Annotated in this window: 11 protein-coding genes and 3 pseudogenes; 4 read left to right on the plus strand and 10 right to left on the minus strand. The window is 71.6% G+C overall.

What is annotated here, in order from left to right; all coding sequences use genetic code 11:
* Positions 1-353: pseudogene (locus ACIRPU_RS32900) on the minus strand (3'(2'),5'-bisphosphate nucleotidase CysQ); the annotation flags it as partial.
* A gap of 139 nt (positions 354-492) precedes the next feature.
* On the opposite strand from ACIRPU_RS32900, the gene ACIRPU_RS32905 reads away from it, so the two are divergent.
* A complete protein-coding gene (locus tag ACIRPU_RS32905) occupies positions 493-1,398 on the plus strand; it encodes a LysR family transcriptional regulator (RefSeq protein ID WP_403873919.1) in 906 nt (301 codons plus the stop codon).
* Positions 1,399-1,584: 186 nt separating this feature from the next.
* On the opposite strand, the gene ACIRPU_RS32910 is transcribed toward ACIRPU_RS32905, so the two are convergent.
* From ACIRPU_RS32910 to ACIRPU_RS32940, 7 genes and pseudogenes are all read right to left on the minus strand, one after another.
* On the minus strand, positions 1,585-1,824 hold the full coding sequence (locus ACIRPU_RS32910; RefSeq protein WP_355708070.1) for a hypothetical protein: 240 nt from the start codon (positions 1,822-1,824) through the stop codon (positions 1,585-1,587).
* Between the two features lie 223 nt (positions 1,825-2,047).
* A complete protein-coding gene (locus tag ACIRPU_RS32915; protein ID WP_403873922.1) occupies positions 2,048-2,713 on the minus strand; it encodes an alpha/beta hydrolase in 666 nt (221 codons plus the stop codon).
* Positions 2,714-2,854: 141 nt separating this feature from the next.
* Positions 2,855-3,706 carry a restriction endonuclease gene (locus ACIRPU_RS32920; protein WP_403873924.1) on the minus strand — a complete coding sequence of 284 codons (852 nt, stop codon included), beginning with the start codon at positions 3,704-3,706 and terminating at the stop codon, positions 2,855-2,857.
* Between the two features lie 150 nt (positions 3,707-3,856).
* Positions 3,857-6,037, minus strand: coding sequence for a SpoIIE family protein phosphatase (locus ACIRPU_RS32925; protein WP_403873926.1), 2,181 nt, complete (start codon positions 6,035-6,037; stop codon positions 3,857-3,859).
* 221 nt (positions 6,038-6,258) lie between these two features.
* Positions 6,259-7,314, minus strand: a pseudogene (locus ACIRPU_RS32930) (VOC family protein).
* Positions 7,311-8,195 (minus strand): alpha/beta fold hydrolase, encoded by an 885-nt coding sequence (locus tag ACIRPU_RS32935; protein ID WP_403873928.1) that lies wholly within the window; start codon positions 8,193-8,195, stop codon positions 7,311-7,313. The pseudogene ACIRPU_RS32930 and the gene ACIRPU_RS32935 overlap by 4 nt, the downstream one beginning before the upstream one ends.
* Positions 8,196-8,206: 11 nt before the next feature.
* A pseudogene (locus ACIRPU_RS32940) lies at positions 8,207-9,818 on the minus strand (bifunctional 3-(3-hydroxy-phenyl)propionate/3-hydroxycinnamic acid hydroxylase).
* Between the two features lie 158 nt (positions 9,819-9,976).
* On the opposite strand from ACIRPU_RS32940, the gene ACIRPU_RS32945 reads away from it, so the two are divergent.
* A complete protein-coding gene (locus ACIRPU_RS32945) occupies positions 9,977-11,041 on the plus strand; it encodes an amidohydrolase family protein (RefSeq protein WP_403873930.1) in 1,065 nt (354 codons plus the stop codon).
* A 12-nt stretch (positions 11,042-11,053) separates the two neighbouring features.
* Here ACIRPU_RS32945 and ACIRPU_RS32950 read toward each other — a convergent pair whose 3' ends face one another.
* Positions 11,054-12,877 carry a glycoside hydrolase family 15 protein gene (locus ACIRPU_RS32950; protein WP_403873932.1) on the minus strand — a complete coding sequence of 608 codons (1,824 nt, stop codon included), beginning with the start codon at positions 12,875-12,877 and terminating at the stop codon, positions 11,054-11,056.
* 587 nt (positions 12,878-13,464) lie between these two features.
* Here ACIRPU_RS32950 and ACIRPU_RS32955 point away from each other — a divergent pair.
* Together ACIRPU_RS32955 and ACIRPU_RS32960 are read left to right on the plus strand one after the other, a co-directional pair.
* Positions 13,465-14,718 carry a glycosyltransferase gene (locus tag ACIRPU_RS32955; protein ID WP_403873934.1) on the plus strand — a complete coding sequence of 418 codons (1,254 nt, stop codon included), beginning with the start codon at positions 13,465-13,467 and terminating at the stop codon, positions 14,716-14,718.
* A gap of 50 nt (positions 14,719-14,768) precedes the next feature.
* A complete protein-coding gene (locus ACIRPU_RS32960) occupies positions 14,769-15,167 on the plus strand; it encodes a hypothetical protein (RefSeq protein ID WP_403873936.1) in 399 nt (132 codons plus the stop codon).
* Positions 15,168-15,457: 290 nt separating this feature from the next.
* On the opposite strand, the gene ACIRPU_RS32965 is transcribed toward ACIRPU_RS32960, so the two are convergent.
* Entirely contained in the window at positions 15,458-16,279 is an 822-nt protein-coding gene (locus ACIRPU_RS32965; RefSeq protein WP_403873938.1) for an SAM-dependent methyltransferase, read from the minus strand.
* Between the last annotated feature and the right edge of the window lie 211 nt (positions 16,280-16,490).

Raw genomic sequence — 16,490 nt, forward strand, 5'->3', positions numbered from 1 at the left:
CGCACGAGGGTGGCGGTCACCGCCCACTCCGGCAGGGCGTGCAGGTGGTTGACGTTGCCCTCGGACGGATCCACGACCCACCACTCGCCGGCCGGCAGCGCCCCGCCGTCCAGCTCGTCCTCCACCCAGCCGGCCTCCGGGCGAAGGCGCGTCAGGGCGGGGCGCAGGATGCCGAGAGCCGTGTCGTCGTTGACGGCGAGCGCGCGCATCAGCTCTTCGCGGCTCTGGTAACGGACCACCTCGCCGAAGCGCTCGCGCAGCGCCGAACCCGCCTCACGCACGGCGATCGCGGTCTGGGCGAGCAGGTAGGCGTCGGAGACGGCGACGTCGGTGGTCTGGAGCGTTTCGGACATGGTGGCGTTCCCGTCTGAGGAGGGGTGCTGAGGCCGGTCGAGGGCCCAACTGCGCGGTTTTTCCTGCGCTTTCGCCTCAACGGTATGCAGCGCTGCGATTAACTTCAAATGCATGTCAGGCACGGCTAGGATTACTCAAATGCAATTGGATTTGAACCTGCTCGCCGCCCTCGACGCGCTGCTGGAAGAGGGCAGTGTGGCCGGAGCGGCGGCGCGCCTGCATGTCACCGCCCCCGCGATGAGCCGGAGTCTGGGCCGGATTCGGCGCACGACCGGGGATCAGATCCTGGTGCGCACCGGCCGCACGATGACCCCGACGCCGTATGCGATCGCCGTCCGGGAACAGGTGCATGAGCTGTTGCACCAGGTCCAGGGGGTGCTGGCACCGAGCCGCGAACTCGATCTGGCCACGTTGGAGCGCACGTTCACACTCCGCTGGCACGATTCCCTGGTCGCCTTGAGCGGCCCCGCACTGCTCGCGGCCGTGCGCGGACAGGCGCCGGGCGTGCGACTGCGCTTCGTCGCGGAATCGAGCACCGACACCCCCGAGTTGCGGCGCGGCGAGGTCGACCTGGAGGCGAACGCCAACCGCCCGAGCGCACCGGACATCCGTGCCGAGAACGTGGGCGAGACCCGCCTCGTCATCGTCGTGAGGCAGGGGCACCCCCTCACCGGCGTCAGCACCGTCACCGCAAAGCGGTACGCCGCCGCTGAGCACGTCACCGTCTCGCGACGTGGAAACCTCAGCAACGCCATCGACGACGCCCTCGCCCGGCTCGGCCTCACCCGCCGCGTGGTGGCGACCGCGCCCACGGAAGCGGCCGCGCTGGAGTTCGCGCGCGACTCCGACATCCTGATCAGCGTCCCCGAGGCCACCACGAGGTCAGCGGTCGCCGACCTCGGCCTGGTCGTGCTCCCCCTCCCGCTCGAACTGCCGTCGGCACCGATATACCTGTCATGGCATCAGCGCTACGACACCGACCACGCCCACGCCTGGCTGCGCGGGCTGGCGCGAACCGCGCTGGCCAGGTGCGGAGCGTCGTAGTCGGCGCCGTCCGGCCGCACTACTCACACCCGGGATCGTGTGCTTGATCCGGCGTCTTCGGTCCCGCCGCCGCGCGTGGACACCGGGTGGTCAACGAACGGACGCCCTGTCTTCCCCGCGTTGCATGGAAGACAGGGCACCAGGCGTGCCCGCTGCTCATTGGTCAGCGGGCCAGGTCTCAGAGCTTCAAGAGAAGAACGACCGCTGCGCGGGCAGGCCGGGGGTGAAGGAGGACGGGGCGCTCATGACCCGGTCCAGGTCTCGCTTGATGCGTTCGGCCTCGCCCTTCACCTGTGCGGGCACGTCGCCGCGTTCGGTGATGAGGCGGTGGTAGATCGGGGTGTCGTCGAAGACGGGGATCACCGAGGTGGCTCTGCTTTCGTGGACGGTCGGGCAGGCCGACACGGCAGGACTTGCTTCGGACACGGCCGACGATCCGACAGGGCGAACCGGCGTTTTTGCGACGTCTCCTGACGGTTCGACAGCGGAACCGCCCGCGGTGACGTCATCGTATTGTCCCCGATGGCCCGGGCGCGGGTGACCATGGGGGGCCCATAGCGGTCACGGTGGGCCGCGACGAAGTGGCCTGGACGTGTCCCGGCCGCCCTCGGCGCGACCCGTTTCCGGACGGAGTCACGTCCCGCTGCTGTCACCACGGCAGGGGGCCGTCCGCCGCGCAGGCCTCGCCGGCGAGGCCCTCCATCACCCGCTCCGGTCGCAGGAGTTGGGCGACGATCGCGGCGGTGGCCCGGTGCCAGTCGGCGCAGCGCCGGAGCATGGCGTGGTCACCGCGTCGGACCAGGACGAGACCTGCCTGCGCCGCCGTCCGCCGGGCCCGCCGGACGTAGTCCGCGGACTCCCCCGGATCGGTCACCCGGTCATTATCTCCGTGCAGGACGACGATCCGCTTCCCGCCGAGCTGTTCGACGGGTTCGCCGGGCGGACACCACGGCGCCAGCGCGAGGACGCCGCGCACCGCGGGGTCGGCCGCCGCCCGTAGCGCCGCCCGGCCTCCCATCGAGTGCCCTACCAGGGTCACGGGCACCTCGCCGACCGTCCGGCGGAGTTCGTCGAGGGCCCTTACGGTGTCGTGCACGGGGTCGGCGGTCGCGTTCCAGCCCCGGTAGCGGTAGCGCACCTCGCCGACGAGCACGTCCTGGCGGTCCGTCGCGGCCACGGCCGCGCGGAGCACGGGACGCATGCGCAGGGCGGCCAGGTGCCACCCCCGCGACGCCTCCCGGCTGTGCTCCCGGCCGCCGTGCAGGACCACGACCGCGGCGCCCGGCGAGCCGGCCGGCCGGTGCCGCACCACCAAGGCGGGCGCGCTCTCCGCAACGCCCCTTCCGCCGCCGCCCGCTTCCTCGCCTGCTTCTCCGCCCGCTTCCCCTCCGGCTTCTCCGCGCACCGCTCGCCGCCTCTCTCGCCGTACACCCGGATCTTCTGGACCGTCACCGGTTCAGCCCGCCACGAACTCCCGCTCCCACGGCCTCGGGCCCGTCGCGTCCTGCCAACGCACGAGGTCCTCGCCGTCCACGCACACGATGCCGCATTGCTCCGCGTACTCGACGGCGGGCGCCGTGAAGTCGCCGGTGGTGACGACCGCCGCGACCTCGGCCCCGTGCACGGGGAAGCACGTTCCGCCGAAGCGCTGCATGTCCTGGGAGCCGACGCGGTTGGTGTCGCTGTACCGCTTGCACTGGATGACGAGCACACGACCGTCCGGCGTCCTCGCCACGACGTCCGCGCCCAGATCGCCGGCCCCGCCGACGACCTCCACCTCGGTGCAGCCGTCGCGACGGCACAGCTCGGCTATCGCCTCCTCGAACTCATAGGGGTCCAGCTCCTCGTAACCGATCTCCTCGGTGGCGGCCGGGCCGTCGTCGAGAGGAAGGCCGGAGAGCTGGTCGAGGGGGTGATCGAGCGGGATCGTCGGTTCCACGTCGGGTCCCCCGCCGACGAACTCCGTCCGCGACACGGCCGGGCCCGAGGCAACGGCAGGCGGCGCGGTCTCGAGCGCCTCGACCACCGTCTCCGTGGCCGCCTCCAGGGATTTCGCGGTGCGGCGCGCGAGCCTCCTCGCCGAGATCCCGCGCCGTCCGCGACGGCCGGCGACGACACTGGCGGCACCGACGAGAACGAGCGCGACAGCCCAGCCGGGGCGGCTCTCCGCCGCGGCCATGGCGGTGCGGGCGACCGTGCCCAGCAGCGTCAGCAGGATGGCGAGCAGCACGAAGTACACGGCCGTGGAACGGAGTTCGAACCGTCGCGGACTACGCGCGGGCTGCGGAACGTGCGGGGGTACGGCCATGGCGGTGCTTCCTCCCGGGTACGCAAATCGAAGATCATCGAGCGTGTGCCCAGGCCCGGGGGTTCTATCGGGAAGGCGAGCAGGAGGATTCCGTGCCCGAGGCGAGGGCGGTCACGCTCTGTTCCGGGCGCGCCGCCGCTGCTGCCCGCCTCAGGCGAACGCCGACAGCGGGAGTTCGGCGGAGTCGCTCAGTTCGGCCCAGACCGTCTTGCCGCGGCGGGCGTGACGGGTTCCCCAGTGTTCGGCGAGCTGGGCGACCAGCAGCAGGCCCCGGCCGCCTTCGTCGAACACGCGGGCCCGGCGCGGGTGGGGGGTGGTGCTGCTGCCGTCGGAGACCTCGCAGAGGAGGGCGTGGTCGCGGATGAGACGCAGCCGGATGGGAGGTTGGCCGTAGCGGATCGCGTTGGTGACCAGTTCGCTGACGACCAGTTCGGCGGTGAAGACGAGTCCCTCCAGGCCCCAGTCGCTCAGCTGCCGGGCCACGTCCGAGCGGGCGCGGGCGACCGCGGCCGGTTCGGCGGCCACGTCCCAGGTGGCGACCTGGTCGGCGCCCAGGGCGCGGGTGCGGGCCAGGAGCAGGGCGACGTCGTCGTCCGGCCGGGCCGGCAGCAGGGTCTCGATCACGTTGTCGCAGATCGCCTCCAGGGAGGGAGCCGGCTGGGCGAGGGCGTGGCGCAGCCGGGCGAGACCGGCGTCGACGTCGTGGTCATGGGGCTCGACCAGGCCGTCGGTGTACAGGGCGAGGAGGCTGCCTTCCGGGAGCTCGACCTCCGTCGCCTCGAACGGCAGGCCGCCCAGGCCGAGCGGCGGGCCGGGCGGCAGATCCAGGATCTCGGCCGTTCCGTCCGGGGTCACCAGGGCGGGCGGGACATGTCCCGCGCGGGCCAGGGTGAAGCGCCGGGAGACGGGGTCGTAGACGGCGTACAGGCAGGTGGCGCCCATGTCCCCGGTGGCTTCGCCGTCCACGTCGTCGGGGACTGCGCCGCCCACGTCGTCGGAACCGTCGCCGTCCACGTCGCCGGCGGCTTCTTCGGACAGACGCAGGACGATGTCGTCGAGGTGCGTGAGGAGTTCGTCGGGCGGCAGGTCGATGTCGGCCAGGGTGCGGACGGCGGTCCGCAGGCGGCCCATGGTGGCGGCGGCGTGGATGCCGTGGCCGACCACGTCGCCCACCACGAGGGCGACCCGGGCGCCGGACAGCGGGATGACGTCGTACCAGTCGCCGCCCACGCCGACCCGGTCGCCCGCGGGAAGGTAGCGGTAGGCGACCTCGACCGCGGACTGCCGCGGCGCGCCGTGCGGAAGCAGGCTGCGCTGGAGGGCGAGGGCGGTGGCGTGGGCGTAGCTGTAGCGGCGGGCGTTGTCGACGGCCACGGCCGCCCGGGCGGCGATCTCCTGGGCGAGGAGCAGGTCCTCGTCGTCGTAGCGGTCGGGGTTGTGGTGCCGGGAGAACCGGGCGACGCCGAGTGTGGCGCCGCGGGCGCGCAGCGGCACGACCAGGGTGGAGTGGATGCGGGGGGCGTCGGCGTCGGCCGGGTCGCCGTGGTGCTTGGCGGGCTGCCCGGTGGCCAGGGCGCGGGCCTCGGGCGAGCCCTCCGGGCAGATGTGGAGCTGCTGCGGTGCGGCGCCCGGTTCCGGATCGCCGTCGGTCACTGATGCCCACGCGGTCCGGCGGAGCAGGAGGGGGCCTTCGTCGGGGAATTCGTCGCCGTGCAGCGCGGCGTCGAGCAGGTCGACGGTGACGAGGTCGGCGAAGTGCTCGACCGCGTGATCGGCCAGCTCCTGCGTGGTGCGGCCGATGTCCAGGGTGGTGCCGATGCGCACGCCCGCCTCGTTCACCATCGACAGCCGCCATCGCAGCCGGCGGTCCCGCTCCTCCTGGAACGCGACGACGCCCTGCTCCGAGGTGCGGTCCACGTACGCGGCCGACGTCGCGATCACATGCCGGGTGGCCGCGCTGACCAGCTCGGCGTCGTCGGTGAACCGGGGCATCTCCGCGAGCAGCCGGTCGAGGACGATGGCCTGCGCCAGCCGGAAGGCCCGCAGCATCGTGCCGAGCGGGGTGCCGTGCCGGGCCAGCCGGCGGGAGCGGTCCACGTCGGCGGGTGGTGGTTCGATCAGGCTCGGCTCGATGGCGTGTTCGAGGCCGAACAGTCCGGCGGCGATGTGATCGGCGACGTTCTCCGCCGCCATGCGCGCGATGTCGGGGTCGTCCCACAGCTCGGGAAGCTCCCGCCGCAGGCCACGCTCCACCTCGGCGATCAGCTCGTCAGCTCGCGAACCGAGCTCGCGTACGACACGGGACACGAGACCGGCAGCCGTCAGGTCCACAAGGACGACGTTACGCCGTACGGGAGCGCAGGCCTCGTCGGGAGGCGTTCCACCCGGGTGCGGCGACGCCTGCCGGACCTGGTCGGCCGAAGGACCGACGGAAGTGGTGACCACGTCTCCCGTAGCGGTCGTTCCAGACGTACGCGTGGACGCGGGGACCCCGCCTCCGCCCGGCCCGGACGCTTTCGTCCGGCCCGGGACGGCGGGTTCGGCCGCACGGGTCAGTCGTCGGGGATGCCCCCACCGCTGAGCGCCGGGACGGTCCTCTCCGGATGGGCGAGGGAGAGCGCGCCGAGACGGAACCGGTCGAGTCCGTCGACGATCGTCTGACCGACCGGGGTGTGGCCTCAGACGCTGATCCCCTGGTGGGTGGTGGGCTGCCAGGTGCTCTCGTCGACGACGACCGGGTTCCAGCCGACCTCCCACTCGAAGCCCGAGGGGGTGCGGGCGTAGTAGGAGAGTTCCCTGTCGTTGGTGTGCCGGCCCACCGACAGCGCCATCTCGAAACCGAGTTCGTGCGTCCGCTGGTAGCTGCGGGCGAGGTCGTCGAGCGTGGCGGCCTGGGTGTTGAGGTGCTGCACCCGGGTGCGGACCGGGTCGACCGGCAGGCCCCGGACGGCGGCGATCGCGAGGGAATGATGGCGCTCGTTGACGCGCAGGAACCGGATCTTCAGCTTGACGCCGCTGATCGTCTCGTCGATGTAGTCGGTGAGACGGGCGTCGAAGACCGTGTTGCGGTAGCCGCGCATCAGGGTCGGCTTGGTGGAGGTGATCGCGACATGGCCCAGCCCGCCGTCACCGGTGACCCAGCCGGAGGCGAGCATCCGCAGCGGCCGCGCCGACTTCAGCGGTGTCGTGCAGATCTCCTGGGTGATGCCCTTGGGCCCGGGCAAGCGCAGCAGGCGTTCGACGCCGCGTTGCGCCGCCTCTCCGGCGGTGCCGTGGAGGACGGGGACGCCGTGGGCGCGGACCCGGGCCTCGATCTCCTCGAAGGTGGTGTGGTCGTCGAGGTGCCAGCCGATGGCGACGACGTCCTCGGCGGGTCCGCGCCGCAGCAGGAACCGGCATTCCTGGTCGTCGAGGCGGAAGCGCATCAGATCGGTGTCGAGGTCGTCGTGGTGCATGCCGACGGCGTCGGCGCCGAAGCGACGCCAGTCGGCGAACCGGTCGGTCTCGACGACGAGGTAGCCGAGGTGGACCGCGCCGAAGACGGACGCGTTCGGGTGCGGGTGCGGGTGCGGGTGTGGGTGTGGGTGGGCGTACGCGTGTTTGCTCATCGGCGGCCCGCCAGGAAGTCGGCGCAGAGCCGGTTGAACTGCTCGGCGCGTTCGAACTGGACCCAGTGGCCGGTGTTGGCGACCTCGTACAGGTCGCAGTTGGGCATGCGGGCGGCCGGCATCCGGCCGCCGGACGGCCGGTTGACCTTGTCGGCCGCGCTCCACAGCACCAGCGTCGGCACGGACAGCCGGGCCAGCCGCGCGTCCCGGGTGAAGTCCATCTTCAAGAGGGTGCGCAGCGCGTTCGGACCGGACGGGCGGCGCAGCGGCGGGGCCGCGACGACCTCCGGGTCGATGCTGTCCCGGTAGCGCGCGTCGATGACCCTGTCCGGGACGTCGGCGGCGTTGAAGACGAGATGGTTGCGGATGAACTTCTCCAGCTTGAGCCGCGAAGGCCCGTCCCCGGAGTAGTAGTTGAGCAGACTGTTGAGACCGGGGGTGGGCAGGGCGCGGGTGGTGCCGATGCCTCCGGGCCCCATCAGGACCATGCGGTCGACGCGGTCGGGGGTGTCCAGGGCCAGGCGCAGGGCGCAGGCGCCGCCGTAGGAGTTGCCGACCAGGTGGGCGCGCTCGATGCCGAGCCGGTCCAGCAGGCCGCGGATGCCGTCGGCGAGACGGCCGAAGGGGTCGGCGGCGTCCATGCCCTTGGTGCTGTGCCCGTAGCCGGGCAGGTCGGGCACGACGACCCGGTACTCCTTCGCCAATCGCGCGATGTTGCGGTGGTAGCTGGAGACTCCGGAGGCGCCGGGGCCGCCGCCGTGCAGCAGCAGGACGGGCGGGCCGTCGCCGGTCTCCGCGACGAAGATCTTCTTGCCGCCGACGTCGAGCAGGGACTCCCGCAGGGCGGGCGGTTCGGTGTGGGTGGTGATGGGGGTGGTCATGAGGGTGGTCCTCACGGGGTGATCGAGACGGTGGTGGCGCGCGTCGCCGGAGCGAATCCGGTCGGCGGCGGCGGGAGCGGGGCGCCGGCCGGGGCGGCGGCGTAGACGTAGGCGTCCGGGCGCAGGGCGAGGGTGGCCACGCGGTGTGCGGCCAGCCAGGCCGTCAGCGCACCGTCGCTGTCGACGACCGCGCCCTCGGCCGGGTGTGAGCCCGCCGGCAGGACGGTCAGGGAGGGGACGCCGGCGCCGTCCCAGGCCGGCTGCGGGGCGGGGACTGCGCCGTGCAGGAGCAGCCAGCGGCCGGCCAGCACATCGTCCAGGCGGACTCGGACGCCGTCCGGGCCGGTCACCCAGGGCTGCGGGATCTGGCGCCCGGACGCCTTGGTGCGCGGACGGGCCTGGAGGCCCTTGGCGTAACGGGCTACGGGTATCCAGTTCGAGTCCACCAGCCGGCCGCTGAGGCCCGGCGCCCGGGACCCGGCCCGCAGCGCCACGTTGCGGGCGCCGGCCACGGCGAGACGTCGTTCGGTGATCATCCGCCCGGTGAGCACCGCCCGCCGGGTGACCTCCTTGACGTGCGGCTTGCGCTCCGCCTCGTAGGAGTCGAGCACCGACTCCGGCAGTTCGCCGCGCAGCACGGCGGCGAGCTTCCAGCACAGGTTGGCCGCGTCCCGCACCCCGGCGGCCATGCCCTGTCCGATCCACGGGGGCATCGCGTGCGCCGCGTCTCCGGCGAGGAAGACCCTGCCCGCCCGGAACCGCGCGGCGAAGCGGACGTGGTGGCTGCAGACGGTGGCCCGGACGATCCTGACGCTGTCGCGGTCGATCCCGTACCGGGCCACCATGGCGTGGATGGCCTCGTCCGTCGTCAGCCGCCGTTCGTCGTCCCCCGGCAGGATCGGGAACTCCCACCGGTGATGGCCCAGCGGGGTCGGGCAGTCCACGGCCGGCCGGGCCGGGTCGCAGCGGAAACGCAACCGGTCGTGGTCCGGCCACGGTTTGAGCATCTCGGTGTCGATGACCACCCAGCGGTCCTCGTACGTCTGCCCCTCGTAGCCGATGTTCAGCTGCGCCCGGGTCAGGCTGGAACCGCCGTCGGCCGCGATCACGTACCTGGCGCGCAGCCGGCGTATCGAGTCGTCGGCGCCGACCACCGTCAGTTCGACCCCGTCCCCGTCCCCGTCCCCGTCCGCGGACCGGCGCAGCCGCAGGCACTCGTGCCGCAGCAGCACCTCGACGTCGGGGTAGCGGTCGACGCCGTCACGCAGCACCTGCTCCAGCTGGTAGATGAACAGCTGCGGCGGGTGCCCGTGGCCGCGCGGGGTGGGCTTCGCGCCGAGGAAGGCGCGGCCGCGCGTCGACGAAGTCGAGGGCCCGCCCGGCCAGCATGTCCTGCTTCAGCCGGTCGGCCAGGCCGATGCGCTGCCAGATGCGGATGACCTCCTCGTCCGTGGAGATCGCCCGGGCCCGGGAGAAGACCTCCGCGTCGCGCTCCACCACGACGACCCGCAGGCCCATCCCGCCCAGCAGGTTCGCCGCGGTCACCCCCGTGGGCCCGTACCCGATCACGGCCACGTCGTACGCGCTGTCCTCGGCTCTTTCATCGGCCCTGATTCCGTTCACCAGGCCACCTCACTGTCGTCCGTCCCGCGGCTCTTGCGGCCCTTGATGTAGCGTTTACTCCAATTGGAACAGTCGCTACGCTAAGCTCGACGCCAGAGACGGTCAAGTGCCGGTACGGCAGGTGAACCGCGCACCCGAGAAAGCCGAGAGGTCGCCCCATGGCCACCACGCCCCGTCGGATCGACGTGCACCAGCACCTCGTCCCGCCCCTCTACCGGGACGCCCTCGCCGCGGCCGGGATCGCCGAGGCGGGCGGCCGAGCCCTGCCCGACTGGAGCCCCGAGGCAGCCCTGGACCTGATGGACCTGCTGGGCACCGAAACGGCGATCCTCTCCGTCTCCACTCCCGGGACGGGCTTCCTCACCGACCCCGGCGAGGCCATGGACCTGGCCAGACGCCTCAACGACTTCTCCGCCGCCCTCCCCGCCGCACACCCAGGCCGCTTCGGCTGGTTCGCCACACTGCCCATGCCCGACGTTCACGCGTCGGCGGCGGAGGCCGCGCGGGCCCTGACCGAGCTCGGGGCGGACGGGGTCACCCTGCTCGCCAACAACCGGGGCAGCTACCTGGGCGCCGACGGCCAGGACGCGCTGTGGCGGATCCTCGACGAACACGGCGCCGTCGTGTTCGTCCACCCAGCCGACCTCCCGGCCCCCGCCGTCGACGGCATCCCGCCCTTCGCCGCCGACTTCCTCCTGGACACCACCCGCGCCGCCTACCTCCTCGTCCGAGGCGGTGTCCCGCGCCGCTACCCGAACATCCGGTTCGTCCTCAGCCACGCCGGCGGATTCGTCCCCTACGCCTCCCACCCCATGGCCGTCGCCCTCGCCGCCGACACCGGACGCAGCCCACTCGACATCCTCGACGACCTACGTGGCTTCTACTTCGACACCGCGCTGTCCTCCAGCCCCGCCGCCCTGCCCACCCTGCTCGCGTTCGCCCGCCCCGGACACGTCCTGTTCGGCAGCGACTGGCCCTTCGCGCCGGTGCCCGCCGGCCAGTACTTCGCCAACGGCCTCGACAGCGGCGTCGACCCCGGCACCCGCGCGGCCGTCAACCGCGCCAACGCGGAGGCGCTGTTCCCCCGGCTGGCCGGCACCGCCCCCCGCGCCGGCGGCCGCCCGCCCGCTCCCGGTGCGCCTGCGCCGCTCCGCCCGGCGCGCCGCCGCCCGCCTCTTCTTCAAGCTCGTCCAACCCGGAACCGACTGAGGAACTCCCGGTGAGCGCACGGCGGTTCAGCGCTGCGTGCGCGCCAGTTCCTCGTCGAGCGCGAGGGCGGAACCGATCAGGGCGAGGTGGGTGAACGCCTGCGGGAAGTTGCCCAGCTGTTCGCCGGTGGGGCCGATCTCCTCGGCGAAGAGGCCGACATGGTTGGCGTACGTGAGCATCTTGTCGAAGGCGTAGCGGGCCTGGTCGACGCGGCCCGCCCGGGCGAGGGCGTCGACGTACAGGAAGCTGCACAGGGAGAAGGTGCCCTCGCTGCCGCGCAGTCCGTCGGGCGAGGCGGCCGGGTCGTAGCGGTAGACGAGGCTGTCGGAGACGAGTTCCCGTTCCATGGCGTCGAGGGTGGACAGCCAGCGCGGGTCGCGCGGAGTGATGAAGCCGACCGCCGGCATCAGCAGCAGGGAGGCGTCCAGGACCTCGCTGCCGTAGTGCTGGACGAACGCCTCGCGCCGCGGGCTCCAGCCGCGGTCCATCACCTGGCGCAGGATGGCGTCCCGGGCGGCGGTCCAGCCGGACAGGTCGGCGGGGCGGGCGAAGTCCCTGGCCAGGCGGATGCCGCGGTCGAAGGCCGTCCAGCACATCACGCGGCTGTAGGTGAAGTCCTGCCGGCCGCCCCGGGTCTCCCAGATGCCCTCGTCGGGGCGGTCCCAGTTCTCCATGAGCCAGTCCAGCAGCCCGGCCAGGCCCAGCCACCCGTCGTAGCCCGCGCCGTGGGCGAGGTCGTCGGTGCGGGTGAGGGCGTGCACCGCCTCGCCGTAGATGTCGAGCTGGAGCTGGTCGGCGGCGCCGTTGCCGACACGGACGGGGGCCGAACCGCGGTAGCCCTCCAGGTGATCGAGGGTCTCCTCGGCGAGGTGGGGGTCGCCGTCGATCCGGTACATGATCTGGAGGGGTTCGCCGGTGACCGTGTGGCCGGCCCGCACACGCTCCCCGAGCCAGTGCCGGAAGGCGACCGCCTCGTCGGTGAAGCCCAGTCCGAGCAGGGCCTGCATCGAGAGGGAGGCGTCACGCACCCAGGTGTAGCGGTAGTCCCAGTTGCGTTCGCCGCCGGGCTGTTCGGGCAGGCCGGCCGTCGCCGCCGCGACGGGGGCTCCGGTGGGGGCGTAGGTGAGCAGCTTCAGCGTGATCGCGGACCGGTTGACCGTGTCCTGCCAGCGGCCCCGGTAGCGGCTGCGGCGGAGCCAGCGGTACCAGAAGCCCCGGGTCCCGTCGAAATCCGCCCGCAGGCTCTCGACGGTCGGCGGGGCGGGCGGCTCGGCTCCCGTTGCGCACACGGTCAGGACCACGGCGGCCCGCTCACCGTGGCCCAGCTCGACGACGCCCTGGACGTCCTCGGCGTCCCGTCGCAGGGTCCCCGGCCCCGCGCTCCGCAGGAACGCGTCGGTGCCCGGACCCGAGAAGTGCGCGATGTCCGGGTGCAGGTCCAGGCGGTGGACGGCACGGCCGTAGTCGAAGCGCGGGCGGCAGGCCAGCGCGAACCGGACCCGGCCACGGGTCACCCGCATGACCCGGACGAGACGGTGCCGGTCCGTCGCGGTCTCCGGACGCTCGACCGGCATGAAGTCGACGACCTCGCCGACCCCGTCGGGGGTGAGGAAGCGGGTGATCAGGACGGCGGTGTCTGCCAGGTACAGCTGGCGGGTGGTGACGTCCGCCCCGTCGACCGTGATGGCGAAGTGACCGCCCCGCTCGTGGTCCAGCAACGCGGCGAACAGGCTCGGCGAGTCGAAGCGCGGAGCGCAGAACCAGTCGACCACCCCGTCGGACGAGATGAGCGCGGCCGTCTGGAGATCTCCGACCAGCCCGTGGTCCGCGATGGGGGGATAGCGGCGCATGGTGATCCTTTCGGCCTGCTCCGACGTTCCGGCCGAACCGGTCCGCCACCCCAAGGATCACGCCGCCCCCACGCCCCGGCACGTCGGGCCGGGGCCACCGGTCGATGGGCTTGTGAAGCCGTCCCGGCAGGCGGGGACGACCTGGAGGGACACGGTCAGCGCGACATGCCCGGCGCGGCGGGGGTCTCCTTGGCAGGATCGGACCCCCGATCACGCGGCGCGGGTCGGTGGTCTGCGCGCCGCCCGCGTCGGCGGCCCGGTCGTCGGAGATCGGCTCACCGCCTCCCCGTGCGTGGCCGATCATGCCGCGCGCGACCGCGGTGTTGGCGATGTTCATCACGACCGTGCCGTAACGCCGCCCGGTGCGACGATTCACCGCAGGCTGGAGCCTGATCGCTTCTCCGGCCCCCCTCAGGAGCCATCGCTGGACTGGCGCTGGTGGGCGACAGCGCGACACACAAAGGCCGAGCCCGTCGCGGATACGCGCGGGAACCTCAGCAATTGAGACCCGACTCGCGTACGCATCGCGTGACAACTGGGCAGAATCATGGGCAGCCAGTCAGCGAGCACCGTCGGGGGGAAGAGCCTTGCGGATAGTGCTGTCCTTTTGGGATGGCGGGGAAGGCCACCTGGCACGGGTGGCCCATCTGTCCACGCTCCTGCACGAACGGGGCGACCGTTGCCTGATCATCTCGAGCAGGGCCAAAGCAGCCCGAGTACGCGCGCTCGCTCCTCAGGCGGACATCGCCGAGGTGGACAACCGGCCGGAAGTGTCGCGAACCCCTCAGCCGATGCCCATGTACTCGCATGCCTTCCGACACGCGCAGCGCCGCCTCGCTCTGGGCTTCGGCGACCCGGGCTTCATCACGGCGAACACCAGCCAGATGCTCGAGGTCTTGCGCGCGTTCCGACCCCACGTAGTGATCAACGACTACCACGACACCCTCCGGACCGCTGCCGACGCGGCTCACGTACCGGTGGTCTCCCTGGCGATGGCACACGGTCTGCGTTCAGGGCCCGCACTCGGTTCGTGGAAACGCCACGAATTGGTTGACCGTCCGCTTCCGGAGTGTCTGGACAGCTTCAACCGCACTCGTGAGGGGTGGGGATTGCCCCCCTACGAAGACGAACGGGAGACATTCGAGGGAGACCTCGTCCTCATACCGAGTTGCCCGCTGCTGGACCCGGTGGAGCAATCCACGAACAGCGTCCATGTGGGCCCCATCATGACACCGCCGGCCCGACCGAATCGGCGACGACGCCGCAGGCCGCTTGTGGTTTCGTACCTGGCGGAGGGGAACAACCGGCCGGCCTCGGCCTACCCGCGGGCACTCGCCGCGATGGTGCGGGCCGAACACGACGTCGAGTTCGCCGTCCTGGGGGGCGAGCGATACTCACGCTGTTTCCGCGACGGTGACACGTTCCTGGGCATGGTCCCGGCGCAGCAGTATCTGGCTCTCCTGGACGAGGCGGATCTGGTGATCACACACGGGGGAACCACTCTCGTACACGCGTTGGAGCGTTCCGTTCCGGTGCTGTGTCTGCCCTGGACGTCGTCGGAGGCCGCCTGGGCGGTACGGGTCGAGCAGTACGGTGCGGGGTTGCTGTACCCCGCCTACTACCGTCCGCTCGAATGGCGGGTCGACGACGCCGTCCATCCATCGATACCTCTGGCCGGACACTGGTCCTTGCAGATCACTGCGGCGGAGCTCTTGCACAGTGTGCGGCAGATCCTCGATGAGCCGGGCCACCGAAGTGCCGCCGCTGATCTGGGGGAGCAACTGTCGGCGGCCCGGAACCGCTTCGATCTCGTCGACCTCGTGCGAAGCGCCGGCTGCTAGGACGAGTTACCGATGGCCGTTCAGCCTGCGGGCCGGTTGGGGAAACGGGGGTGTCTCGCGTGCTTCGTCCTCATGGGGAACTGCATGTTCTGGCCCGGCAACTGCTGGAGCAGACGAAACATCCGGCCCTCGGAGCGGAATCCGCACTGACCAAGATACTGGGCGACCGACTCCTTTCGGAATTGCACTCGCACAACACACCCTCCACCCTGTATTACGTTCTCGCCGACGGCGAGACGTATGTGGTGAAGGTGGAATTCGGGCACGCGCAGACGCTGCGGGACGAGATCCAGTGGTATCGCAACGCGGCACGAAGGGGCCTGCCGGCACACCTCTTCATCACGGGCCACGCCGGTCCGAGCATGTCGTTCCTGTTGCTGAAGTGCTTCGGTGACGGATCCACCGTGGACGACCTCGCACGCGCCGTGGACAGGGACATCGAAACCTGATCCATCCAGCCGGTCGCTTGGCTACCTACTCGTACATCAACATGGACGCCGCCATACTCAGCGGACTCCGGGTCGCGGAAAAAATTGCGACTCAGGGAACCAGCTGATCCACAACACCTTCTGTCCAACGGCAAGAACAGTCCCGCCTAAGCCGATCGAGTCGCCGGCCGGGGCCGCAGCAGGGGCCGGCACCATCCGCTGGGTGAGTTCCCGGCCCCGGTGAGCCGGCGGCGGGAATCCGGGGTGGGGGGCGGGAACCCGAGGGTGATGATCCGGGGCCGGACGTGCGGCTACGGCTTGCGTCCCACTCCGCAGTAGGCGTCCACGGCGGCGAAGTTGGCCGGATCGTCCGGGTGCGCACGCCACTTCGTCACCTGGACGATCCCTGGTTCCACCAGTTCCAGCCCGTCGAAGAAACCGCCGATCTCCTCGACGGCGCGCACGTAGTAGGGCACGGCACCGCTCGCGTTGTACGCCTCCGACGCGGCGATCATGCCCTCGCTGGTGGCCGTGCTGTCGCTGATCACCAGGTGGCTGCCCGAGGGGAGACCCGCCATGAGCCGCCGGACGAGGTCGCGTGCCTGCTCGTAGTCGCCGACATGGCCGAGCGTGTTGAGGATCATCAGGGCGACCGGCCGGGAGAGGTCGAGCGTCGCCTCGGCGGCTTCCAGCACGGCTTCCGGGTCGTACAGGTCCGCGTTCAGATAGGCGGTCCTGCCTTCCGGCGTGCTCGTCAGCAGGGCGTGTGCGTGAGCCAGGACGACGGGATCATTGTCGACGTACACGATCCTGGCGTCCGGGGCCACGCCCTGTGCCACCTGGTGCGTGTTGTCGGCGGTGGGCAGACCGGTGCCCACGTCCAGGAACTGGCGGATGCCCTGCTCGCCGACGAGGTGACGCACCGCCCGCCCCAGGAAGTGCCGGCTGGTGACCGCCACGTCGACGAGGCCGGGGAAGATCTCCTTGATGTGGTCGCCGATCTCCCGGTCGACCTCGTAGTTGTCCTTGCCGCCGACGAAGTAGTTCCAGAACCGGGCCGAGTGCGGCTTGGACGTGTCGATCCGGCCGGGTGCTCCGGCGGTCGCGGTGGTCTGGGTGGTGGGGTCCGACACGGCAAAGCCTCCTGCACGGCTACGTAGCTGATCAAGGCACCAACGTAGGCGAACGTTTCTCCCTGGCAGGGAAGTTGAGAGCGCTTGCTGTCGCCTGCCATGCCGTTTCGGCCATTTCGGCAGCTCCGTGCGGCGAGTCGAGCCCGGTAAGCGGTTTCCCGGCGGTGGCCGACGGCCGTGTCCGACGGCCGGGGCGGCCCGGGGCGGGCGG

Source organism: Streptomyces sp. NPDC102259 (assembly GCF_044766465.1).
Classification (GTDB): Bacteria; Actinomycetota; Actinomycetes; order Streptomycetales; family Streptomycetaceae; genus Streptomyces.

Bases quoted from the DNA above. Each gene is read 5' to 3' on its own strand.
- ACIRPU_RS32950 (WP_403873932.1), bottom strand. From the start codon at position 12,877: ATGCGCCGCTATCCCCCCATCGCGGACCACGGGCTGGTCGGAGATCTC.
- ACIRPU_RS32905 (WP_403873919.1), top strand. From the start codon at position 493: ATGCAATTGGATTTGAACCTGCTCGCCGCCCTCGACGCGCTGCTGGAA.
- ACIRPU_RS32920 (WP_403873924.1), bottom strand. From the start codon at position 3,706: ATGGCCGTACCCCCGCACGTTCCGCAGCCCGCGCGTAGTCCGCGACGG.
- ACIRPU_RS32945 (WP_403873930.1), top strand. From the start codon at position 9,977: ATGGCCACCACGCCCCGTCGGATCGACGTGCACCAGCACCTCGTCCCG.
- ACIRPU_RS32935 (WP_403873928.1), bottom strand. From the start codon at position 8,195: ATGACCACCCCCATCACCACCCACACCGAACCGCCCGCCCTGCGGGAG.